A 22,293-nucleotide genomic window follows, 5' to 3' on the forward strand; every position below is an offset into this window, starting at 1 on the left:
AGGAAGGTCAGTCCCTCGGCAAGACGAACGGGCAGGAAAGCAAACAGGGCGTTGGCGGGGCCGGCCGCAGCGATCACCAGGCCGGCTGGTGGTCAGGGCGTGGGCGCGGTGGCGGGCGTGGTGATGCGGGGCACGAGTGCGGCGGCGGCGTCGATGATGTCCTGCTGGTGGGGGCGCAGCGGTTCGGCCGTATAGCCGGCGACGACCGTGGCGAAGGGGTCGGCGACCCGGGTGGTGGTGCCGGTGAGTTCTTCGAGGACGGCGAGGACGCAGTAGGGCGTGTAGAAGGGGCTGTAGCCGCCTTCGTGGGCGGCGATGAGTCGTCCGTGGCAGAGCCGGTCGGCGGCGTCTACGAGCAGGCGGGTCATCGCGCGGTAGGTGCTGGTGGTGAGCATCTGGCGGGCCATGGGGTCGAAGACGTTGGCGTCGACGCCGTTGGCGAGCAGGATCAGGTCGGGGCGGAAGCGGTCGAGGGCGGGGATGACGACCTGGTGCATGGCCTGGAGGTAGGCGGCGTGGCCGCTGCCAGGGGGTAGGGGCACGTTGAGGGCGTGTCCGGTGCCGTCGGCGATGCCGTTTTCGTGGGTCCATCCGGAGTCGGGTGGGAAGCAGTTGGCCTGGTGTAGGGAGATGGTCAGGACGGTGGGGTCGGGGTAGAAGATGGTTTGGGTGCCGTTGCCGTGGTGGGCGTCCCAGTCGACGATCGCGATGCGGGTCATGCCGTGGAGGGTTTGGGCGTGGCGGGCGGCGATGGCGAGGTTGTTGAACAGGCAGAAGCCCATTCCGGTGTCGGCGGTGGCGTGGTGTCCGGGTGGGCGGGTCAGGGCGTACCCGTTGGTGATGTCGCCGTCGGCGGCGGCGGTGACGAGGGCGAGCAGGCCGCCGGCGGCGAGGCGGGCGATGTCGTAGCTGCCGTGCCCGACCGGGGAGTACCCGTCGCCTGCGTCCCCTCCCCCGCGTCGGTCGCTCTGCGCGCGGATGTGTTGCACGTGTGCGGGGGTGTGAACGCGGAGCAGTTCGGTCATGGTGGCTCGCCGGGGTTCGATGACCATCAGTTCGGCCAGGAGTCCGCAGGCGTGGATGAGTTCGTGGGTGCGGCGTTTCGCCTCGGGGTTCTCGATGTGCACGGCGGGCTGTATCCCGGCGGTGGGGTCGGCGGGTAGCAGGCCGGCGCTGGTGCCGGTGTCGTGCCACAGGTACTCGGGGTGGAAGACGTAGCCGGTGGTCACGGTGATCGCCTCGCAGGGGGGGTTGGCAGACAGGGTTCGGAGCGGTGAGCAGGTGCGCCGAGACGCGGGCAAGCAGGCGCTTGGGAAGCCAGGGCGGCGGGGCGGCAAGCAGCGCGTCAGGGGGTGCCGACGCCGGCGGTGGGTGAAGACGCTCGCCGGGGACGAGGGATCGACCTCGGCAGGTGTGGGTGATCCGGGCCTGGGTTTGAATCCGGCGCGGTGGCGTCGGTGAGGTCGGTGACGAAGGCGTCGATCTGGCCTTGGGTGATGCCGGGCATGCAGATGAGGTGGCTGACGTCGGCGTCGGTGGCGAGGAGCCATTTCGTCCGTACTGCGGTGGGTGGGGTGGGGAGGACGACGGTGAAGGCGTGGGGGTGTCGCCAGGCGGGCCAGCCGGCGGTGGTGAGTTTGTCGACGGTGTAGGCGGCGAGGTGGCGTGCTTCGCTGGCCCGCCATCGGTGTCCTTCGCGGCCGTGGGTGGCGATGGCGTGCCAGAGCAGTGCGGCGGCGAGTCCGCAGCGGGATCCGGTGACGGTGGTGTCGAGGGTTGCGGTGTAGGTGACCGGGGTGCCTTCGCGGCGGAGGCTGTCGCGGATGAGGACCACGCCGCAGGGTGTCGGTACCCCGAGGAACTTGTGCCCGGACACGGTGATGCTGCCGATGCGGCTGTCGTCGTCGAGGCGGAGCCGCCCGTCGAGGGCGAGGGGTATGCCGGACAGGGCGGCGTCGACGTGCACATGCCGGCCGGGCACGTCGTGTTCGTCGAGGATGGTGTGGATGCGGGTGGTGTCGTCGACGGCTTCGGTCATGGTGGTGCCGGCGGTGGCGACCACGATCGCCGGCCACCGCCGGTGGCGGCGTACCCGCACGGCGAGGTGGTCGTAGTTCATCTCCCCGTCCGGGCCAGCGTTGACCACCACGCCGCGTGCTCCGAGCATTTCGATGATCTTCGGGATGGAGTAGTGGGCGGCGGTGGAGTAGTAGATGCGGGCGGTGGGGAGGCGGCGGTGGGCGGTGTGGAGGGCGGAGAGGTTGCCTTCGGTGCCGCCGGTGGTGACGTAGCCCCACCGGTCGTGGGTGGGCATGTGGAGGGTGTCGGCGAGCCAGGCGATGACGGCTTGTTCGAGGATGCGGGTGTGGGGGGTGCCGCTGGTGTCGGTGGGGTCGCCGATGTTGTTCCACAGGCGGTGACCGAGGCGGGCCATCACCTCCCGATGGTCCAGGTCGACCGCGCCGGGGAAACCGATGCTCGTCGGCGCGGCCGTGTCGGCTTCGGCGACCAGGTGGTCCAGGACCGCGGTGACGTCGACCGGGGTACGGCCGAGGTCCGCGGCCTCGGCGAGACCACCCTGACGAGCGGGCGCGGGCGTGGGGGTGTGGGTCATGCCGGACGTCCCGCGAGAAGGTGCCCGGTGAGGGTGCGGTGCAGGCGGGTGAGCTGCGTCCAGGTGTCGCGGGTGACGGTGTCGCCCTGCTCGGTGAGGTGCTCGTGGGGGTTGTAGTGGATGACCCGGTCGGGGTCGAGGGGTTTGGTGCAGCGGATACCGTCGGCGCCGATCGGGGCGTGGGGGTCGCGGTCGACGTGCAGGGCGGTGCCGTCGGTGAGTAGGACGAAGCATTGGCCCTTGAGGTCGAACACCGAACGGCGGCGGTCGTCGCCCGAGGAGCGTAGGGTCCGGGCGAGTTGCTGCCAACGGCCCTGGTCGGAGTCGAGGGTCGTCACGCCCATGCCGACGTAGACGGCACCGGCGGGCAGGGTCATGTCGCCGCCGTTGACCATCGACCCCTGCGGGCCGAGGGGATGCCACCGGCGGCCCGCCGCCCCGGCCCGGGTGATGCTGTCCCCCACGACCTCGGTCAGGTCGGCCAGCAGGCGGGGCAGGTGCTGGGATTCCGGGGAGGCCAGCCACAACCGGTAGGCGGTGTGCAACTGGTAGCCGTGCGGCTGGGCCGCAGCCTCGGAGACGAAGAACAGCATCACCCCGTGCGGGCCGAGCGCGTCACGCTGCCCGTAGCGCTGGTCGGCTTCGATCATGTGTCCGGTGTTCAGGCGTTTCGCCCGGTAGACGATCTGCTGCCGCAGGTCGGCCCACCAGCGGGCCTCGACCGACACCCCACCGTCGGGCTCCCCCGGCTGCGGGGAGGGTGACGGGATGTGCTCGGGCGGGGCCGCATGGACGGGGACGTCCCGGCGGTACGGTCGCTCGTCGGGCATGCGGTAGTCCGGTGGCGGCGGTTGGATCAGGCGGGGTGCCGGTGGGGGTTGGTGGTCCGCCGGTCGGCGGGGGCCGGGCGGTGGTGGCGTCGGCCGGGGTTCGGGTCGCCAGGCCGGGTCCAGCGGATCACTGCTGCTGCGGTAGCCCGGTGCTGCTGGGGTGTGGGCGGTGTAGGTCTTCATGGTCGGGGTGTTCCTCGGGGTTCAGATGGAGATGTGCAGGGCGTCGGGCACGGCGTGGGTCTTCGGGGTGCCATGACCGATGCCGGCGTACACGTCGGGTCGAGTGCGGCGCAGGCGTGCGGCCCACATGCCGCCTGCGGTAGCGGTCGCGGTGAGGATCGCCGGGAGCAGCAGCGGATACGGTGATCCGGGTGCGGCTCCGAGGAGGGAGCCGACGTTGCCGACCATCGCCACCAGGACCACCGACCCGCCGAGCACGCCCAACACCGGTGCGACCTTCCACTGCCAGATTCCGGGGCGTTGACCTCGCACGGCGGGTGGGGCGGCCAGCGCGGCGATCGAGGCGGCGAGGAGGAGGCAGAGCAGGCCGAGTGCGCCGAGGGTGGACAGCCAGGTGAACATCACCGCGACCGGGTCGACCCCGGCGACCGCGAACGCGGCGACGACGAGGGCCGCCACCGCCGTCTGGGTGAGGGAGCCGCCGCGTGGAGCGCTGACCCGGGTCGTGCTATTGGTGCGGGCGAGACCGGTGGGGAGGACACCTTCGCGGGCCATGGCGAACACATAGCGGGCGATGACGTTGTGAAACGCCAGCATCGAGGTGACGACCGCGAACACCAGCACCACCCCGGCAACACCCACCCACACCGTCCCGGCGGGTTCGAGGATCGTGAACGGCAGGCCGGAGGACGGATCGGCGGCTCGGGCGGCGACGGTGTCCGGGCCGGCGGCGACGCCCATCGCCCACGCGGCGGCGGCATACACGCCACCCAGGACGAGAACGGCGGTGATGGTGGCCCGGCCGATCGACCGCCGGTCGACGGCCTCCTCCACGAACGAACCCGGGGCGTCGACCCCCATGAACGCGGCCACGCACAACGCCACCGCCCCACCGATCCCCCCGACCGCCAGACCGGAGACGTCGAACCCCTCCCACGACACCGTCCCGCCGGCCGGGGAGCCGAGGCCGGCGGCGACGAACAGGCCGACGATCAGCAGCGACACCGCGAGGACTCCGCCGAGGACCCAGGTGGACAGGGCGATCGCCCGTACTCCGAGTGCGCTGACGACGGCCCAGGCGATGCCGGCCCATACCCACCAGGTGCCGCCGAGTTGGGCGGCGAGGGTCGCCCCGAACAGGCCGTACAGGCTGGTCTGGATCGCCGTGTACGCGACCAGGGCGACCAGGCCGGCGGCGACACCCCAACCACGGCTGACACTATGGGCGAGGATGCCGTAGTAGGCCGCCGGATGACCGACCTGGCGGGCGAGCGCGGTGTAGCCGACCATCAGCAACGCCACCACTGCGGTGACCAGGAGGAAGGTGAGGGGTAGTGCGGTCACCCGGGTCGTGGCGTAGGTGGTGACCAGACCACCGGCGAGGACCACCATCGGCGCGGACGCCGCCGCCCCGAAGATCGACAGACCGGTCGGGGTCATCGTCCGGCGGGCGAGAGCCACCTGCTCGTGCATGCTCATCGCTGCCCCCGCTGCGGGACGTCCGGGCACGACGGCTTACGGCAGTCCCGTACCGGATGGGTGGTGACGTCGGCGGCGTGCACCGGCACCAGATACACCGCCAGGGGTCGTACCGGGCCGGTGCGCCAGTAGCTGCGGTCGCGGTCGAGCCGCCGCAACGCCACGTCGGCGCGCGGCGTGAACCCGAACAGGTCATGCGTGCCGTCCGGCCACTCCCTGCGGAGCGCGTACCCCCACAGGTGCACCTGGGGTTCGGTGCCGGCGTCGTCCGCGCTGGCGGGGGTGGTGGGGCGGGTGCGGGTGGGGGTGGGGGTCAGCCAGGGCGGCAACCACCACCCCGCTGTACGCCTGCGCGGCGGAACCATAACCAACGGACGCTCGACAACCGTCAACATGAGACAAGCCCTCCTTCGAGGAAACGGGTGCACGGGGTTGACTGGCGGGCCACACGGCCTCCGCCAGCTGCTGATCGGGGGTGACGCCCTACCGGGCGCGCGGTCAGAGAGAACGGTCAGGGAGAACGCGGCGGTGCCGGGAGGAGCCGGCCGCGCAGCGGGGTCACGCCACGGCGCAGCCGTGCCCGTGGGGGTAGCCCGCCACACGCCCGGCTGCTGTCGGGGGCGGGTCGCCACATCCGCCACAGGGCGGGGCCGGCGGGCTCCAGCAGGATCGGTGACCTCGGCTCGTATCCCAGCGCGGCCAGCAGGCTCTCCCGGGGACGACCACCCGGCAGCTCCGCGTACGCCGGAAGACCTTCGGCGTCGAGGGCCCGGTGGTGGGCGGTCAGCAACGTCCGCGCGGTGTCGTCGTGGCCGGGACGCGTGGCGAGGTGCGCCAGGTAGGCGTGGGGGACGTGCGGGACCACGGCGTCGAGGTAGGCGTGCCACAGGGCGAACCGGGACGCGTGCGGGCCGAGGGCCTGGTGCAGGTCGTACATCCACGCCGCCGACGGCACCGGCACCTCCGGCCGCCGCAGCCACACCGCCACCGCCGACCGGTCCCCGGTCGTGTCGACCTGCCCGTGCTCCAGCCCCCATGACACCAGCAGCCGCGCATACCGGCGCAGCACCTCGGGTCGTTCGGCGGCATCCGGCACCAACCAGCCACCCACCGCGCCGACCGACAACGCCTCCGCGACGAGCACCGACAGCGCGTCGAGGTCCGTACCCGAGGCGCGACGTACCACCACCGTCCGCGTCACGACGCCACCCCCGACCCACCTTCAGCGCCGCTGTCCTCGGACGTCTCGGCGACCGCGGTGTCGGTGTGACGTTGTCGCGACGCCCACGCATCCACGTCGAACCCCCGCTGGAATGTCACCGCCACGTGCAGGTCGTCAGGCTCGACACCGCCGATCGGCAGCCACGTCCGCGCTTCCTGAACGAACTCCGGCGGACCACACACCAACACCGCCTGCCCCGCCTCGTAGTGGTGCAGCACCGACCCCAGCAAACTCCCCCGAGCAACCGGATCGACACCACCGTCGCCCGAGAGCACCACCACCACCGTCAACCACTCACCATGCTCCCGCTGCAACTCGTCCAACGCCGCCGCGTCATACAGATCCCCCAACCTGCGAACACCCACCACCAACGTCACCCGCCGCCCGCCCGGCGAGGCCGCAACCTGCTCCACCAACGCCCGCAACGGCGCAAGCCCCGTACCCCCAGCAACGAGCAACAGATCGGCATCACCGGCCGCCGCCAACGACAAGCCCACCTCACACGGCGGCCCCAACCACAGCAACTCCCCCGCCGTCACCTGCCTCACCAGCACGGGCGAGACGACACCACCAGGAACGACACTGACGTGGAACTCCACCGTCCCGTCCGGACGCGGCGCGTTCGCCGGAGACAACCACCGCCACCGCCCCGGCAACCGAGGCGAACACACCGGCACAGCGTCACCCGGCAGATAGTGCAGCCGCCGCACCGGACGCACCGTCACCACCGCGACGCACCCGGACGCCGACACCACCGACTCCACCACACCGAACGTCACCTGCGGGCCGTCGCCCAGCATCTCGGCGCACTGCTCGGCCAGACGCAACACCCGGAAACAACCCTGCTCCCACACCCGGACCAACTCCGGCCCCCACGACTCCCCCGCGAACCGCCGCACCGTGTCCACCACCGCCGCCGCGATCACCGTCCCGTGATACGGATACAGGTCGAACCGCCGGTACAACCGACCCAACACCACCAGCCCCGCCCGATAAGCAGCAGGATCAGCACCGTGCGCGATCAACTCCACCAACGTCGAGAAGAACACCGGCGCAAGCCGCTCCGGCAGAAACCGCACACTCCGATCCACCATGAACGACCAGAAGTACGCCGCCGCCCGATCATGATCGGCGACAGTGCGGGTCAGCGACTGCTCAAGATCAGGCGCGGACATGAACCACTTTCTCCGGTGGATCGTCACGTCCACCCCTCTCGACACCGACATCGGACAACACCGTCCCGGGCACCTCAGGTCCACCCCCTTCGCAATCCATGGAAGGCGCGGAAACGCGGTCACCCGGCAACGGCATCCACGATCATTGACGCGGCCCCGACGCCGCCACCTGTGATCATTGGGAGGTTTCCTTCCCCACAATTCCCCGTGTCGCGGGGAAGTTACATAGACGGCCCGAATTGCGTACGGTGGTGCAGCACCATCGATGGACACGGCTGACGCGGAAGGGCCGCACATGACCGACGGGAATCCCGAGAGCCTGCGGCAGCAACAAACGCGCCTCGCCGCCGAACTACGGTCAGCGGGAAGAACATGGGTCGAGACCGCCGAGGTCTTCCGCGACAGGTTCCGCCTCAATCCCCGCGTCGCCTTGCGCGTCGTGCGCGGATGGAGCCAGGCGAAGGCCGCCGAGGAATGGAACCAGCGCTGGCCCGACGAACCCAAGTCGTTCAAGAGCTTCTCGTACTGGGAGATCTGGCCCGGCAAGGGCGGCTACTCCCCCTCCCAGGACAACCTGGCCCGCCTCGCCGAACTCTACGAATGCAGCGTCGCCGACCTCCTGGCCGACCTGCCGAGCTTCCGCCACCTCGACTCCGCCACCGGATCGACCCCCGTCACGCCCGAGGGGGTGAAACCCGGCCTGCAAGGTGAAATCATGGTGCCGAGCGAGGCGGAGATCCTGCTTCGTGACCTGCTCGGTCGACGCCCCGGCGCCGACGCGGACACCCCGCCACAAGCGGAAACCGCCGGCCTGTACCGCCGACCCGAGGAGGTCAACTTCGCAGAGTTGGCGCAGGTCATCACCATGTGGATGCAACGAGTACCCCACCCCCAGACCCGACGCGACCTCCTCGGCAAACTCACCGCCGCACTCGCCGTCGCCGCGACAGCACCACTGACCGACCTCGCAGGCTTCACCGACAGCGCCACCGCCGCACCCACGCTCACCGATCCCGCACGGTTCGAGCCGGCCACCCTCGCGCACTGCGAAGCCATGATCCCCAACCTGCGTAAACAGGGCGACGTCCTCGGCGCTGCCGCCACCCTGCCCACCGCTCTGGCCTACCGACGCATCGCCGAACACCAAGCCAAAGCCGCACCCCACGGCCCACACCGCGACCACGCCATCGCCACCTACGCCGAACTCACCCAACTCGCCGGCTGGCTCTGCTTCAACATGGGCGACTACCACTCCGCCCAACGCCTCTACGACGACGCACGCACCGCCGCCCACGACGCCCGCGCCGTCGAACTCGTCACCTACATCCTCTGCACCATGAGCCACCTCGCCACCTGGCAAGGCAAACCCCGCATCGGCATCGACCACGCCGTCGCCGCCTCCGCCTGGGCCGACCAGACCGGCAGCCCCTACGCCCGCGCCTACGCCGCCGACGTAGCCGTCCGCGCCCTCACCGCCGACAACCAAAACCACCAATCCAAACAAGCCCTCGACCGCGAGTACGCCGCACTACAGGCAGCGCTAGCCGACCAGAGCCCCAGCCAGTCCTGGTGGTACTTCTACGACGAGTCGTTCTACTGGGCTACCAATGCACAGAACTTGCTGAAGTTCGACGGAGCTGAGCAGGTGCTCGCGGCAACTGAGCTAGCGCTCAACCTCGGCGACCCGGGCAACCTGCACAACCGCTCGTTTCGATTGCTGTATCGCTCGGAGGCGTTTGCACGTCAGAAGAACATTGGTCTGGCCTGCCAGGCCATAACTGATGTCCTAGAACTGACCGCCGTGAAGTCGACACCCCGCGTCGAACAGCGAGTGCAGCAACTGCGGCGCGGACTCGACCCGTGGAAGCGCACCCGAGCGGTGCGGGAGCTCGACCGAGCGATCAACGCCTACCGGTCGCCACCCCTCACCTAACGGAGCGGGCGCACGAACTTGACGTACTCCCGGTAATAAGCACCGGGACCTCCAGGAACAACACCGACCCGCTGCCAGCCCCACCCCTCATAGAGCGCATGGGTACCGGTCGCCGCAGGGTTGGCCGACAGCGTGGCGCGTTCCTCGCGTCGTCCCCTCAGGAACGAATCGTGCAGGCCGCGCCCGATCCCCCGACCCTGCCACGCCTTGCGTACCTCGATCTCAGCCAGGACCACCGTACGTTCGCCACCCCGCTCGTCGGTGAACCCCTCCTCCGGCGGCGGCTGAAGCCCGGCGAACCAGTCCCGGTCCTGCCGCAGGCTGTACCCGAACACGAACCCCACCAACTCATCCCCCACCCGCGCGGTGACCAGCTCATAGTTACGCGCCCCCAACGCCGCCGTGGCCCGACCTCGAAACGCGTCAACCTTTACCGTCGCGTCCTCGCCAGGCACCTGCCCGTACGCATCCGCGTAGACCTCACAAAGCTCGTCCATCAACCCGGCAGCAGCCTCCACACCGAGGCGGGCATACGTCACATCGGTCACGCCCACCACCCTACGGACGCCCCACACCCCACCCCTCCCCGTGCCGCGGGGAATTACGCTGAGCAAGCACCGATGACTCTCGCCGGTCTTTAGCGCCGTGCCGGGCTATTCAGGACCCTTCCTGAAGGCAACGTCACCCTGGGTCCGTGCCGTCGCCGGTAGCCTCGTCGAGCTGCCGGCGCAGTTCTGCGGCCTCGTCGGTCCGACCCAGTCCGTCGAGGACATCGGCGAGGATCTGGTAGGCGGCGAACAACCGCTCGGCGAACACGGCCGGCAACTGTTCGGTCAGACGCTCATAGATGTTGACCGCCTCAGTGACCGCTTCCAGGGCCTCGGCGAAGTTGGCCTGCATGTTCACGCACACCCACCCGTACGCCAACAACGACGTCGCGAGGTCGGGTAGGTAGGCGGCGGGGTTAGCCTCGGCCAACCGCCGGCGGATCGCGACGGCTTCCTCGCTGGGTGCCAACGCCTCCTCCCGCCGACCCACCTCGGCCAGGCGGATGCCGAGGTTGTTCAACGACGCCGCGAGGTCGGGTAGGTAGGCGGCAGGGTTAGCCTCGGCCAACCGCCGGCGGATCGCGACGGCTTCCTCGCTGGGTGCCAACGCCTCCTCCCGCCGACCCACCTCGGCCAGGCGGATGCCGAGGTTGTTCAACGACGCCGCGAGGTCGGGTAGGTAGGCGGCAGGGCTAGCCTCGGCCAACCGCCGGTAGATACCGGCGGCTTCCTCGACGGGAGGGAGGGCCTCCTCCCGCCGACCCAACCTGGACAGCCGGATGCCGAGGTTGTTCAACGACGCCGCGAGGTCGGGTAGGTAGGCGGCAGGGCTAGCCTCGGCCAACCGCCGGCGGATCGCGACGGCTTCCTCGCTGGGTGCCAACGCCTCCTCCCGCCGACCCACCTCGGCCAGCCGGTTGCCGAGGTTGTTCAACGACGCCGCGAGGTCGGGTAGGTAAGCGGCAGGGCTAGCCTCGGCCAACCGCCGGTAGATACCGGCGGCTTCCTCGACGGGAGGGAGGGCCTCCTCCCGCCGACCCAACCTGGACAGCCGGATGCCGAGGGCGTTCAACGACCCCGCGAGATCGGATAGGTAAGCGGCAGGGCTAGCCTCGGCCAACCGCCGGTAGATACCGGCGGCTTCCTCCGCAGGAGGGAGGGCCTCCTCCCGCCGACCCAACCTGGACAGCAGAATGCCGAGGGCGTTCAACGACCCCGCGAGATCGGATAGGTAAGCGGCAGGGCTAGTGCTGTGACCGGAAACGTTGGCCGGGTTGGGTGACACGCCGGTCAGTGGTCGTGGTGGTGGCTGGTGGAGGGTTCAGGCTGTCGGGATGGCAGAACCTGTCCGGGCTCGTCGGCTCAGTGATGACGAGGGCCGGCGACTACAGCAGATCGTGCGGCGTGGGACCGGGTCTCCGATCCGGTTGCGTCGGGCGATGGTGATCATGGCTTCGGCCAGTGGGAACACCGTCGCGGCAATCGCCCGCCTGGTCCAGGGGGACGAGGACGCGGTCCGTGAGGTGATCCACCGGTTCAACGAAATGGGCCTGGCCTGCCTGGACCCTCGGTGGGCGGGTGGCCGTCCCCGCCGAATCAGTGAAGACGACGAAGCGTTCATCGTCGCGACGGCCAAGACCAGACCGCAAGCGCTCGGCCAGCCGTTCACCCGGTGGAGCCTGCGAAAACTCGCGGACTACCTGGCTCACAACCACGGCCCGCGTCGGGTGCTCGTGGGCCGGGAACGGCTGCGGGAGTTCCTGCACCGTCACGACATCACCTTCCAGCGGACGAAGACGTGGAAGGAGACCAACGACCCGAACGCTGAGGCGAAACTCGCCCGGATCGAGGCGGTGACCACGGCGTTCCCGGACCGGGTCTTCGCCTTCGACGAGTTCGGGCCGCTGACGATCCGGCCACACGCTGGCGCGTCCTGGACTCGGGCCGGGCATCCGGACCGGCTCCCCGGCAACTACCACAAGCTGCATGGGGTCCGGCAGTTCCACGCCTGCTACAGCGTCGGCGACGACACCCTCTGGGGTGTCGTGCGCCGGCGAAAGTCCGCGGCGAACACCCTGGCAGCGCTCAAGAGCATCCGGGCCGCCCGCCCTGACGGCGCGCCGGTCTACGTCATCCTGGACAACCTCTCCGCGCATCGCGGCGTCAAGATCCGGCAGTGGGCGGCCCGGAACCGGGTCGAGTTGTGCTTCACCCCGACGTACTCGTCGTGGGCGAACCCGATCGAGGCGCACTTCGGACCGCTGCGGATGTTCGTCGTGGCCGGGTCGAACCATCCCAACCATCCCGCCGCGACCCAAGCCCTGCACAACTACCTGCGCTGGCGCAACGCCAACGCCCGTCACCCCGACGTCCTCGCCGCCCAACGCCGCGAACGAGCCCGGATCCGCTCCGAACGACAACGCCGCTGGGGTCAGACCCCCGCCAAAACGGCGGCCTGAAACCGGCCAACGTTTCCGGTCACAGCACTAGCCTCGGCTAACCGCCGGTAGATACCGGCGGCTTCCTCCGCAGGAGGGAGGGCCTCCTCCCGCCGACCCAAGTCGGACAGCAGAATGCCGAGGGTGTTCAACGACGTCGCGAGGTCGGGTAGGTAAGCGGCGGGGCTAGCCTCGGCCAACCGCCGGTAGATACCGGCGGCTTCCTCCGCAGGAGGGAGGGCCTCCTCCCGCCGACCCACCTCGGCCAGCAGAATGCCGAGGGTGTTCAACGACGTCGCGAGGTCGGGTAGGTAAGCGGCGGGGCTAGCCTCGGCCAACCGCCGACGGATCGCGACGGCTTCCTCGACGGGCGTTAGCGCCTCCTGCCGCCGACCCAAGTCGGACAGCCGCATGCCGAGGTTGTTCAACGACGCCGCGAGGTCGGGTAGGAAAGCGGCAGGGCTAGCCTCGGCCAACCGCCGGTAGATACCGGCGGCTTCCTCGACGGGAGGGAGGGCCTCCTCCCGCCGACCCAAGTCGGACAGCAGAATGCCGAGGTTGTTCAACGACGCCGCGAGGTCGGGTAGGAAAGCGGCGGGGCTAGCCTCGGCCAACCGCCGGCAGATACCGGCGGCTTCCTCCGCAGGAGTTAGGGCTTGGTCGCGGAGACCGGCGTTAGCCAATCGCCGAGCGTGGGTGGAGTGTAGGCGGGCATGCTCGGCGGGGTCGGTGGTGGCGGTCAGTCGGTGTGGGGTGAGGGCGGTGGTGATGGTGGCGGCGGCGATGTCGAGGTCGACGTGCCGGTCGGTGGGCAGAACGCCGTTGATGGCGTCCAGGACATCGGGACCGATACCGGGGATGGTGGCCAGGCGAGTGATGGTGGTGCCGCCGGCGGCCAGAGCCAGGTGCGGGTGTGTGCGCAGGACGGGGTACAGGATGTCGGTGGCCACATGATCCCAGCGGCGGGCAGTCTCCACCAGCACTGTCACGGCGTGCGCTGCCCACGGCGGCGGATCGGTGTCGAAGCGCAGCAGGTGCTCGACGGCGGTGACGGTCCAGTCGTCGCTGTCCCATCCGTCTTCGTCTCCGGTGTGCCGGTGGCCGGGGGTGGACAGGGCGATCAGGTCTTCGCCGAGCCGGTCGGGCTGCAACGCCTGAAAGACCGTGCGGTGGTCCTCGGGTGGGTAGCAGAACCGGTGGTCGTCGATGATCGTGGTGGCGGCGGGTGCGGTGAGCCCGACACGGTGCAGCAGGTCGGTGGCGGTGTCGCGGGGCACGGCGGCGGTGAGCGTGGCCAGATACACCGTACGACCCATCACCTCGGGTGGTGTCTGACGCGGCTCGACCGGACGGTGGTGCAGCGCGTACCAGTGGTCCCGCTCGCGGTCCAGCAGATACGACGACAGCGCGTGCGGGCCGGTCGGCGCTGCCGTGTTGCGGCGGTGGGCGTCGACGGCGACCAGGGCCGCCATGTGCACGGACAGCACCTGCCCGAACGTGTCGTCGGTCAGGTTCGGCGGTGGCCGGAGCCGGTCGGCGTCGGCGACGTCCATCGCGGCGGCGAACCGGTCACGGGCCTGCCGGTACAACACCCCCCGGTCGACCTGCTCCCCCAACGGCGGCAGCGGCTGGCTGGTGGCCTCGACCTGATGGTCACTGCGCAGCCGGGTACGCAGGGCCGGCCACCATGCCGTGGTGGAGCGGGCCAGCAGCAACACCCGCACCGTGACACCGGCCTGCACGTTCATGCTCGTCAGGTGGGTCAGCAGGCTCTGTAGATGGGATACCGACCACCGGTCGGCGTAGTCGACGACCACCAGCAGCCCACCACCGGCAGGCAGGTCCATCCGGTAGCCGCCGGTGAACACCGGCTCGTGCAGCACCCGCCACACCGTCCACCCGGCCTTCGCCCACGCGTCAGCGACATGCCCCGCCAGCCGGGTCTTCCCCTGCCCCCCGGCAGCGTGAATCAGCCGCACCAGCACCCCACCCGGCCGGCCCATCCACTCCGCCACCTCGGCGAGGTCGCCGTCACGCCCGACGAACGGCACCACCCGATGCTGAGCCAACAACAGCCGACTCGGACGCTGCCGCGCCTGTTCCACGGCCACCGTCTCCACCACCGTGGGGAAAGCCTCCACCCGGTACGGCGGCCGAGCGGGGGTGATCGTGACGTCGCCACCCACCCCCGACACCATGATCACATCACCGAACACGACCCCACCATCGAGCCGCTGACCACCCACCGACCGAAACCCGCCCACCGGCTCAGGCACCGATCCCGGCGACGGCCCCACGGGCGCAGTCACGAACTGATGTCCACGTCACTCCGACCCCGCCGAGCACCCTCACCCAGTTCCCACCCGTCACCCGCCAATCATCGACCGCCACACCCGACACGGCACCCTCGCGCCGGGTCGCCTACCCGACACCTGCCAGGAACCGGCAGTCATCAACCGGCGCAGCCACCGAGATCGGAGAGACGGCTCCGATAGGGCCTGACCTCGCCGTACAGACCGACGCGGGTCCACAAGGGCGTAAAAGTCGACTGATCATGGCAGCCGAGGCACGCCGATCATGAGCGCATCGACGGCCAGGCGGTGATGCCGCCATTGCCGCATCGGTCCATCATGGCGTGATGACGCTTGGTAGTCGGCTTCGCGCGTGGGCGGTGGCACTCGCCGTCGGGGTTCTGGTCGCAGGGCTGGGCACGTTCTTGGCGATCCAGGGTCTCGACAAGGCGGATAAATGGGGCAGCGTACTCGGATTGTTCGTCGGTCTGGCGGGTCTGGGCCTGGCGGCGGCCGGTGCGATCGGTGCTCGCCGGCAGGCCGGCGGGCAATTGGTGACCGGTTCGACGATCGGCGGCGGGGTGACCCAGGTACGCGGGGTGGGCGGCAATGTCCGCATCGGCCCGGCCCCCGCGCAGCCTGTGGTGCCGGCACCACCCGGGTCATCGCCGTCGTCGGTGCCGTTTCCTTCACCGAGTGGTGGGCAGGTGGTGGAGGGGTCGTCGACAGCGGGTCCGGTACGGCAGGTCGACGGGGTCGGCGGCGACGTCGAGCTTGACCAGTGACGCGCAGGTGGGGGCCGCCACCGGCTGCCGCGCAGGCGGTGACCGGCAGCGTGGTCTTCGGCGACACCGTGCAGATCGTCGGTGTCGGCGGGGACGTGACCATCAGTCTGGACCGGCCGCCGTACCAGGTCGCCCCGGCTGACGACGCCCCGGTGTCGTTGAGTGCGGCGCGGGCGCGGGCGCAACCGAGTCGGTTGTTGCTGGCCCGGCACCAGATCGTGCCGTTCACCGGCCGTGAGCGCACCCTGGACCGGCTTGCCGACTGGATCGGTGGAGATGCGCCGGTGGCGGCGCTGCTGGTGCACGGTGCCGGTGGTCAGGGCAAGACCCGCCTCGCCGGGCAGGTCAGTGCCTCCTGTGCCGCGCAGGGGTGGGCAGTGTGGCAGGTGACCCACACGCCGACCCCGGTCACCGGGTCCACGCCGGTGTCGCAGGTCGAGCTGCCCGGTGGTGCGGTGCTGGCAGTCGTGGACTACGCCGACCGGTGGCCGGCGTCTGCGTTGCTGGCTCTGCTCACCCAGTTGCGGAATCTGCACGCACGGGCGGGAACCCGGGTACGGGTGCTGATGCTGGCCCGCTCCGACGGCTACTGGTGGCCGGCCCTGGCCGACCGGGCCGACAGCGCCCTGCGCATCGAGGTGGACCAGATGGCGTTGCCGGCGCTGGCCGCCGACAGCGTCGATGACCGGCCGGGTCTGTTCGCCGCCGCCGCGAGCCGCTTCGGGGCCGTCCTGCACGTCGCCGCTCCCACTCAAGGCTGGCCGATGCCGGACCTGAGCGCGGACAGGTTCGGGCAGGTTCTGGCCGTACACATGGCAGCACTGGCCGTGGTCGACGCGGCCGGGCGCGGTGATGCCCTACCCGGTGGCCCGGATGCGGTGTCGTCATATCTGCTGGGGCGGGAACAGGCCTACTGGCATCACCTGCACACCCGAGCCGAAGCGCCCGTGCAGACCCCGCCCGAGGTGATGCACCGGCTGGTCGTCGCGGCGACGTTGACCGGTGCCCGGCCCCGCAGCGACGCCCGCCACGCCCTGACCAACGCCGGGATCGCCGACACGAAACCAGCTACGGACCGGCTCATCGACGACCACAGCACCTGCTACCCGCCGTCGGACGCCCAGACCGTGTGTGAGCCGTTGCACCCCGACCGACTCGGCGAAGACCTCATCGCCCTGTCCACCCCCGGCCATGACAGTGGCACGCGTTTGGCTCGGGACTGGACTTCCGAGGTGATCACCGCCCTGCTCACCACCAGCACCACAGCACCGGCGTGGACCGCGTCCGCGATCACCGTGCTGGTCGAGACCGCGCACCGTTGGCCACACCTGGCCACCACCGTGCTCTACCCACTGATCCAGGCGCATCCACACCTGGCGATCACCGCAGGCGGCGCAACCCTGACCCGGCTGACCCGCATCCCCGGCATCGACCTGACGATCCTGGAAACCCTCGAACCCCTCCTTCCCACCGACCGGCACATCGACCTCGACATCGCCGCCGCCGCCATCACCGACACCCTCACCCACCACCGCCTCACCCACACCACCGACCCCGCCCAGCGAGCCCGCCTGCACGCCACCCACGCCTGGCGCCTCGCCAACGCCGGACAACGACAACAAGCCCTCATCCCCGCAGAGGAAGCCGGCACCATCTACCGCCGCCTGGCCCAAACCAACCCCGACGCCCACCTACCCGGCCTCGCCGCGTCGTTGAACAACCTCGGCGCTTTTCTGTCAGAGCTGGGCCGATGGGAACAGGCCCTCACCCCCACCGAAGAAGCCGCCACCATCTACCGCCGCCTGGCCCAAACCAACCCCGACGCCCACCTACCCAACCTCGCCATGTCACTGAACAACCTCGGCTTGTTCCTGTCGAAGCTGGGTCGGCGGAAACAAGCCCTCACCTCCACCGAAGAAGCCGCCACCATCTACCGCCGCCTGGCCCAAACCAACCCCGACGCACACCTACCCAACCTCGCCATGTCACTGAACAACCTCGGCAACTGCCTGTCGGAGCTGGGCCGACGCGAGCGAGCCCTCACCTCCACCGAAGAAGCCGCCACCATCTACCGCCGCCTGGCCCAAACCAACCCCGACGCACACCTACCGAGCCTCGCCGAGTCGCTGAACAACCTCGGCAACCGTATGTCGGAGCTGGGCCGACGGGAACAGGCCCTCACCCCCACCGAAGAATCCGTCCACATCCGCCGCCGGCTGGCCCAAACCAACCCCGATGCCTATCTACCCGACCTCGCCGCGTCGTTGAACAACCTCGGCATCCGCCTGGCAGAGCTCGGCCGACGCGAACAAGCCCTCACCCCCGCAGAAGAAGCCACCACCATCTACCGCCGCCTGGCCCAAACCAACCCCGACGCCTATCTACCCGACCTCGCCGCGTCGTTGAACAACCTCGGCACTTCCCTGTCAGAGCTGGGCCGATGGGAACAAGCCCTCACCCCCACCGAAGAATCCGTCCACATCCGCCGCCGGCTGGTCCAGGCCAACCCCGACGCCCACCTACCCAACCTCGCCGCGTCGCTGAACAACCTCGGCATCCGCCTGGCAGAGCTCGGCCGACGGAAACAAGCCCTCACCCCCGCAGAAGAAGCCACCACCATCTACCGCCGCCTGGCCCAAACCAACCCCGACGCCTATCTACCCAACCTCGCCGCGTCGTTGAACAACCTCGGCAAGCTCGGCCGACGGGAACAAGCCCTCACCCCCGCAGAAGTGGCCGTCCACATCCGCCGCCGGCTGGCCCAAACCAACCCCGACGCCCACCTACCCGACCTCGCCGAGTCGCTGAACAACCTCGGCATCCGCCTGGCAGGACTGGGCCGACGGGAAGCCCTCACCACCACCGAAGAATCCGTCCACATCCGCCGCCGGCTGGTCCAAACCAACCCCGACGCCCACCTACCCGACCTCGCTGCATCGTTGTGGGCATACGCCTGGATCAGTGTGAGCGTGCAGACCAACCTGCCTCAGGCCCTGGATTCCATCACTGAGGCCATTGCCCTCTACCAGCCCCTCGCCCAGCAGCTACCACAGATGTTCGGTGGACGCCTGTTCTCGGCATACCAGACGCTCGGCGATGTCCTCGATGGACTCGGCCGCAGCGAGGAGGCGACAGACCTGCGCAAACAGCTCGACCAGGCAACCAGCGGGCCGTAGACCAGGACGCGATGACACCCGCTACGACACAGCGGCCTGAACACAGAGATGGCGCGCTCCCGCCGACACACCTCAGTGCGCGCGGAAGCCGTTCTCCAGGTCGAACATCGTGCCCTCGGCCTTGGCGCACAGCGCAGCGACGACCCGGCGTGCCAGCAGCTCCGACATCCGCTCCCGGATCTGCCCTTCGGCGCACCAGGCCCAGCTGCACAGCTCGTCCGGCGGCAGGTGGATGTCGGCCGTGCCCACCTCATCGAGAATGCCACCGTCATAGACGAACATCATGCCCTCGGTGCGACCCGGCCGAGGCGGCACCCAGTCGGTCACCAGCAGCCGACCAGGAACGACCGACTTGCCCAGCTCCTCCTTGACCTCACGGACCGCCGCCTGCCGAGGGGACTCGTCCGCGTCAACGCACCCGCCGACGATCTCCCAGTAGTCCTTGTAGACGGGCTCGACCAGCAACGCCCGCCCACCGGCGTCGGTGAACAAAACTGCCGCGCCCATGCGCTTACGGGGAAGCGTCGCCGTGTAGTCGCCGGATGGTGTGCTCACCTCCGCAGGCTACCCGCGCCAGCGGCCCCTGCACGTCACCTTCGACGGTCTTGGACGGCTGACGAGTCGTCCACTGCCATCGCAGGAAACCGCCCACTCCCTCGTCACAACCGTGATCCTCGAAGCCGGCGTCGAACGGCTGATCAGCTCGTTCGCAGCAGCGTACGACTCTCCCCCGCACCGGCAAGCCGGACCGCTACCTATCGACGCTGCGCTCGGCGATCACGCGGCGCTCGATCCGCTTCCCGGCCCGAGCCCGCACGAGTCGGGTAGCTTCCACTCATGGAGGACTCCCGCCGCCGAACGAACGCCTTCTACCTACCTGAGGAGATGCGCGACAGCAAGATTGCGCCTCAACAGGTCATGTCTGCCCCTCGCCCAGGGTTCGGCACTGTCTATATTCATAAGGGTCGTGACCTAAATCGGCGGGTTGTGTGGGCCGCGAAATGGGTAGACGAAATGCCTGACGGCCAATCGGCGGGTGTCGAGGAATTCGAAGGCACCCGGGACGAGGTTCTGAGGTGGGCAAGGTCGCGTCCGGCAGCGCTCCTCGTTGTGCCGGTAGAATGGGAACCTTACTGGGTTCCGGCACCCGAGAACGATGACGAGATCGATCTCTGATTTCGGTCTGACTGTGTACGGGGGTTGGTGTAGGTCCGGCGCGGGACGTCCTTTCCTGCTGCGCGTAGGGCATTGACCTCGGCATGAGGTTCTCCCTTGCGTCGGTGATACCCCGCGCCGACAACGACACCGTGGCGATCGAGGATGACGCAGCCGACAGGCGGGTCGGACTGGTGGTGCCCAGACCGAACGACGACAGCGTGATCGCGTGCCGCTTCGTAGCCAACTCAAAGCGGACACAATCAGGATGCCTCCTTGAATTTCATCGAGGGTAGGTACGGACGCGGAAGCTACTGGTGCCCGCGAGTGGCAGTGCCACGTCGACCGAGGCCGTCGAGGACTTGCCGTCACGAGCACGGCGTCACCGACCTCCTCGCCGGACTGCCGAGGTTCCGCCACCTCGACGCCGCCACCGGATCGACCCTCACCCCCAGCGGATCGATGGTTTGGTTATGGTCGGCGACGGAGGGTTCGCACGGCTATGTGGGGTGGTGTTGTGGCGAGAACGGTGCAGATCCGTATCTACACTGTCCGGGCGGGGCTGCTGGACGAGTGGGTGGACAAGTGGCAGCGCCTGGTTGTGCCGCTGCGGCTCGATCTCGGTTTCGGTATCCACGGTTCCTGGAAGGACGCCGCGCGCGGTCAGCACATCTGGGTGATCTCCCATGACGGGCCCGAGTCGTTCGAGGAGGCCAATGCCTCTTACTGGGCTTCGGATCGCCGTAAGGCGATGGGGTTGGACCCGGGCGACTACCTGGTGGATGAGGAAACCCGGGAGGTCGAGCAGACGCTATGAGTCCCCGCTGCCCGGAAGCAGGTGGGTTCGCCGCTCGTCGTCGGTAAGCGCGCGGAACACTCGGGTACGGGCTCGGGTGGTCAGCTCGTCCGGGTCGACGGAGTCGGCCCATACACGGGCGGTGCCGTCGGCCGAGCCGGTGACGACATGTCGCCCGTCGGGCAGCCATGCCAGGCTGGTCACGCCGTCGCGGTGGACACCGATCACCTCGCCCTGGTTGTCGTCGACGTCCCAGACCTGGACGGTACGGTCGTCGGAGCCGGAGGCCAGCCGTTGGCCGTCCGGTGCCCAGGCCACCGCGCGGACCCGCTTCTCATGGCCACTGAGCACGAGGGGACGGTCGGTGCCGGTAAGGTCCCAGACGCGGATGGTCCAGTCGGCGGAGCAGGTGGCGAGTCGGTGCTCGTCCGGTGCCCAGCTGAGTCCGTCGACGTAGTTTTGGTGCCCGGAATGGACGGTGCTGTCGCCGGGATATTCGATGTCCCAGACACGCACGGTCCGGTCGTCGGAGCCGGACGCGAGATAGCGACCGCTCGGTAACCATGCCAAGGCACTTACCCAGTCGGCGTGGCCGCGCAGCAGGCCTGCGGAACTGCGGGTGTGGATGTCCCACACCCGCACGGAGTTGTCCTTGCAGCCGGCCGCCAACCGTGATCCGTCCGGGGACCAGGCCAGCGACTCGGCCTCGCCGTCGAGGCGTACGTCGTCGTTGGTGCCGATCAGGTGAACCGCACCGTCGCGCAGGGCCACGGCCAGTGTGTCAGCTGTCGGTGAGCAGGCCAGTGCCACCACCGGCTCCGACCAGCTCAACACCACGGCGGTGCCGTCCGGCTGCCAGACCCGCACGGTGCCGTCGGCGCCCCCGGTGACGACCCGCGCCGCGCGGTCGAGCGCCAGGGTAGTGACCGGCCCCTCGTGGCCGGTAAGCACCTGCTGTTCGGCCCCGCGTGGCTGGATCGTCCATATCCGGGCGGTGCCGTCACCCGAGCCGCTGGCCACCCGCCGTCCGTCGGACGACAGGGCAACGGACCAGGCCACCTGCGCGTGTCCGCGAAGTGCAGCCACCTCACGCAACCGTCGGACGTCCCAGACGTGGATGTTGCCGTCGCCGGTGGCGAACACGATCGTGCGGCCGTCGTCGGGCTGGGCCGGTCGGCGGTAGGACTGACACTGGCGAGCACCCCGCCCAGCTTCCGCGCCTCCACCGAGGCGGTCGCGGTCGGGGCTGAGGCTGGCTTCGAGTCGTCGCTGAATGCGCCGACGATCCCGCTGCCGCAGCAGCACAGGCCGAGAAGTCCGGCGACGGCAACGCCGATGGATTGTTTGGTGGTGAGTGGCTTCGTCACCCGGCCGAGTCTGCTCGCGGCGGGCAGGCCGGTGGATGGGCCGTTCAGACGGAGGCCTGTCCGGAGGCGACTGCAGGTTTCGGTGAACGACATTGTTCCAGCCGACCGTCACGAACACCCCGATGCGTCGGCCTTTCCGCTTCCAACTTCCCGACCCCGTTGAGGCGGACCTCGGGCCGCAGCGCCTGAACCTCTTCGAAGTTGCCGCCCGTCCACAACACGGTCATGGCCCGGCGGGGACCATACCGGCGGTTGCGGGCGGAGAGACTTTTCCGTTTCGGTCGCGCAGCACCTCGTCGGG

General features: G+C 69.5%; 17 protein-coding genes and 2 pseudogenes. 5 read left to right on the forward strand and 14 right to left on the reverse strand.

Annotated elements, in window-relative coordinates:
• Window positions 1-92 precede the first annotated feature (92 nt).
• The 7 genes from FJK98_RS21655 to FJK98_RS21685 all read right to left on the reverse strand — a co-directional run bounded on the left by FJK98_RS21655 (window position 93) and on the right by FJK98_RS21685 (window position 7,554).
• Complete coding sequence (locus FJK98_RS21655; RefSeq protein ID WP_145920656.1) at window positions 93-1,229, reverse strand: class II histone deacetylase; 1,137 nt, start codon at window positions 1,227-1,229, stop codon at window positions 93-95.
• 116 nt (window positions 1,230-1,345) lie between these two features.
• Complete coding sequence (locus FJK98_RS21660; RefSeq protein ID WP_145920657.1) at window positions 1,346-2,614, reverse strand: histidine decarboxylase; 1,269 nt, start codon at window positions 2,612-2,614, stop codon at window positions 1,346-1,348.
• Window positions 2,611-3,627: a hypothetical protein gene (locus FJK98_RS34240; RefSeq protein WP_240762232.1), complete on the reverse strand. Its 1,017-nt coding sequence runs from the start codon at window positions 3,625-3,627 to the stop codon at window positions 2,611-2,613. Before FJK98_RS34240 ends, FJK98_RS21660 begins: the two co-directional genes overlap by 4 nt.
• Before the next feature lie 21 nt (window positions 3,628-3,648).
• Window positions 3,649-5,106 carry an APC family permease gene (locus FJK98_RS21670; protein ID WP_145920658.1) on the reverse strand — a complete coding sequence of 486 codons (1,458 nt, stop codon included), beginning with the start codon at window positions 5,104-5,106 and terminating at the stop codon, window positions 3,649-3,651.
• Complete coding sequence (locus tag FJK98_RS21675) at window positions 5,103-5,435, reverse strand: hypothetical protein (RefSeq protein WP_145920659.1); 333 nt, start codon at window positions 5,433-5,435, stop codon at window positions 5,103-5,105. Before FJK98_RS21675 ends, FJK98_RS21670 begins: the two co-directional genes overlap by 4 nt.
• A 182-nt stretch (window positions 5,436-5,617) precedes the next feature.
• Complete coding sequence (locus tag FJK98_RS21680) at window positions 5,618-6,307, reverse strand: N-acetyltransferase (RefSeq protein ID WP_240762233.1); 690 nt, start codon at window positions 6,305-6,307, stop codon at window positions 5,618-5,620.
• Window positions 6,304-7,554, reverse strand: a complete 1,251-nt coding sequence (locus tag FJK98_RS21685) for an FAD-binding oxidoreductase (protein ID WP_240762234.1) — start codon at window positions 7,552-7,554, stop codon at window positions 6,304-6,306. The genes FJK98_RS21680 and FJK98_RS21685 overlap by 4 nt, the downstream gene beginning before the upstream one ends.
• A 214-nt stretch (window positions 7,555-7,768) precedes the next feature.
• Here FJK98_RS21685 and FJK98_RS33325 point away from each other — a divergent pair, with 214 nt between their 5' ends.
• The gene (locus tag FJK98_RS33325; RefSeq protein ID WP_168222535.1) at window positions 7,769-9,436 is read left to right on the forward strand and encodes a helix-turn-helix transcriptional regulator; all 1,668 of its coding nucleotides are present in this window, start codon (window positions 7,769-7,771) and stop codon (window positions 9,434-9,436) included.
• Here FJK98_RS33325 and FJK98_RS21695 read toward each other — a convergent pair.
• The 3 genes and pseudogenes from FJK98_RS21695 to FJK98_RS34245 form a co-directional block, all read right to left on the reverse strand.
• Window positions 9,433-9,984, reverse strand: a complete 552-nt coding sequence (locus FJK98_RS21695; protein ID WP_240762235.1) for a GNAT family N-acetyltransferase — start codon at window positions 9,982-9,984, stop codon at window positions 9,433-9,435. The two genes, FJK98_RS33325 and FJK98_RS21695, sit on opposite strands and share 4 nt — an antisense overlap.
• A 133-nt stretch (window positions 9,985-10,117) precedes the next feature.
• A complete protein-coding gene (locus FJK98_RS21700; RefSeq protein ID WP_240763044.1) occupies window positions 10,118-11,056 on the reverse strand; it encodes a tetratricopeptide repeat protein in 939 nt (312 codons plus the stop codon).
• A 93-nt stretch (window positions 11,057-11,149) separates the two neighbouring features.
• Window positions 11,150-11,269, reverse strand: a pseudogene (locus FJK98_RS34245) (hypothetical protein); the annotation flags it as partial.
• Window positions 11,270-11,318: 49 nt separating this feature from the next.
• Between FJK98_RS34245 and FJK98_RS21705 the strand changes: the two are divergent.
• A complete protein-coding gene (locus FJK98_RS21705) occupies window positions 11,319-12,443 on the forward strand; it encodes an IS630 family transposase (RefSeq protein WP_145920661.1) in 1,125 nt (374 codons plus the stop codon).
• Here the strand turns inward: FJK98_RS21705 and FJK98_RS34580 are convergent.
• The gene (locus tag FJK98_RS34580; protein ID WP_255470025.1) at window positions 12,416-14,638 is read right to left on the reverse strand and encodes a tetratricopeptide repeat protein; all 2,223 of its coding nucleotides are present in this window, start codon (window positions 14,636-14,638) and stop codon (window positions 12,416-12,418) included. The genes FJK98_RS21705 and FJK98_RS34580 overlap by 28 nt on opposite strands.
• Window positions 14,639-15,060: 422 nt before the next feature.
• On the opposite strand from FJK98_RS34580, the gene FJK98_RS21715 reads away from it, so the two are divergent.
• Window positions 15,061-15,498, forward strand: coding sequence for a hypothetical protein (locus tag FJK98_RS21715; RefSeq protein ID WP_145920662.1), 438 nt, complete (start codon window positions 15,061-15,063; stop codon window positions 15,496-15,498).
• A 194-nt stretch (window positions 15,499-15,692) separates the two neighbouring features.
• Window positions 15,693-18,674 (forward strand): tetratricopeptide repeat protein, encoded by a 2,982-nt coding sequence (locus tag FJK98_RS34710; RefSeq protein ID WP_305070080.1) that lies wholly within the window; start codon window positions 15,693-15,695, stop codon window positions 18,672-18,674.
• A 72-nt stretch (window positions 18,675-18,746) separates the two neighbouring features.
• Here the strand turns inward: FJK98_RS34710 and FJK98_RS21725 are convergent, their stop codons facing one another.
• Window positions 18,747-19,229 (reverse strand): NUDIX domain-containing protein, encoded by a 483-nt coding sequence (locus FJK98_RS21725; RefSeq protein WP_370516916.1) that lies wholly within the window; start codon window positions 19,227-19,229, stop codon window positions 18,747-18,749.
• Window positions 19,230-19,804: 575 nt separating this feature from the next.
• Complete coding sequence (locus FJK98_RS21730) at window positions 19,805-19,996, reverse strand: hypothetical protein (RefSeq protein ID WP_240763049.1); 192 nt, start codon at window positions 19,994-19,996, stop codon at window positions 19,805-19,807.
• Window positions 19,997-20,358: 362 nt separating this feature from the next.
• Here FJK98_RS21730 and FJK98_RS21735 point away from each other — a divergent pair, with 362 nt between their 5' ends.
• Entirely contained in the window at window positions 20,359-20,646 is a 288-nt protein-coding gene (locus FJK98_RS21735) for an NIPSNAP family containing protein (protein ID WP_240762236.1), read from the forward strand.
• On the opposite strand, the pseudogene FJK98_RS21740 reads toward FJK98_RS21735, so the two are convergent.
• Window positions 20,641-21,783 (reverse strand): annotated as a pseudogene (locus FJK98_RS21740) (WD40 repeat domain-containing protein); the annotation flags it as partial. The gene FJK98_RS21735 and the pseudogene FJK98_RS21740 overlap by 6 nt on opposite strands.
• Between the last annotated feature and the right edge of the window lie 510 nt (window positions 21,784-22,293).

The organism is Micromonospora sp. HM134 (assembly GCF_007833915.1).
In the GTDB taxonomy this organism is placed as follows: domain Bacteria; phylum Actinomycetota; class Actinomycetes; order Mycobacteriales; family Micromonosporaceae; genus Micromonospora; species Micromonospora wenchangensis.

What these genes read in the sequence shown, in the direction of transcription:
- FJK98_RS21715 (WP_145920662.1), top strand. Translation starts at nt 15,061, where the DNA reads ATGACGCTTGGTAGTCGGCTTCGCGCGTGGGCGGTGGCACTCGCCGTC.
- FJK98_RS21660 (WP_145920657.1), bottom strand. Translation starts at nt 2,614, where the DNA reads ATGACCCACACCCCCACGCCCGCGCCCGCTCGTCAGGGTGGTCTCGCC.
- FJK98_RS21705 (WP_145920661.1), top strand. Translation starts at nt 11,319, where the DNA reads ATGGCAGAACCTGTCCGGGCTCGTCGGCTCAGTGATGACGAGGGCCGG.
- FJK98_RS21670 (WP_145920658.1), bottom strand. Translation starts at nt 5,106, where the DNA reads ATGAGCATGCACGAGCAGGTGGCTCTCGCCCGCCGGACGATGACCCCG.
- FJK98_RS34240 (WP_240762232.1), bottom strand. Translation starts at nt 3,627, where the DNA reads ATGAAGACCTACACCGCCCACACCCCAGCAGCACCGGGCTACCGCAGC.
- FJK98_RS33325 (WP_168222535.1), top strand. Translation starts at nt 7,769, where the DNA reads ATGGACACGGCTGACGCGGAAGGGCCGCACATGACCGACGGGAATCCC.
- FJK98_RS21685 (WP_240762234.1), bottom strand. Translation starts at nt 7,554, where the DNA reads ATGTCGGTGTCGAGAGGGGTGGACGTGACGATCCACCGGAGAAAGTGG.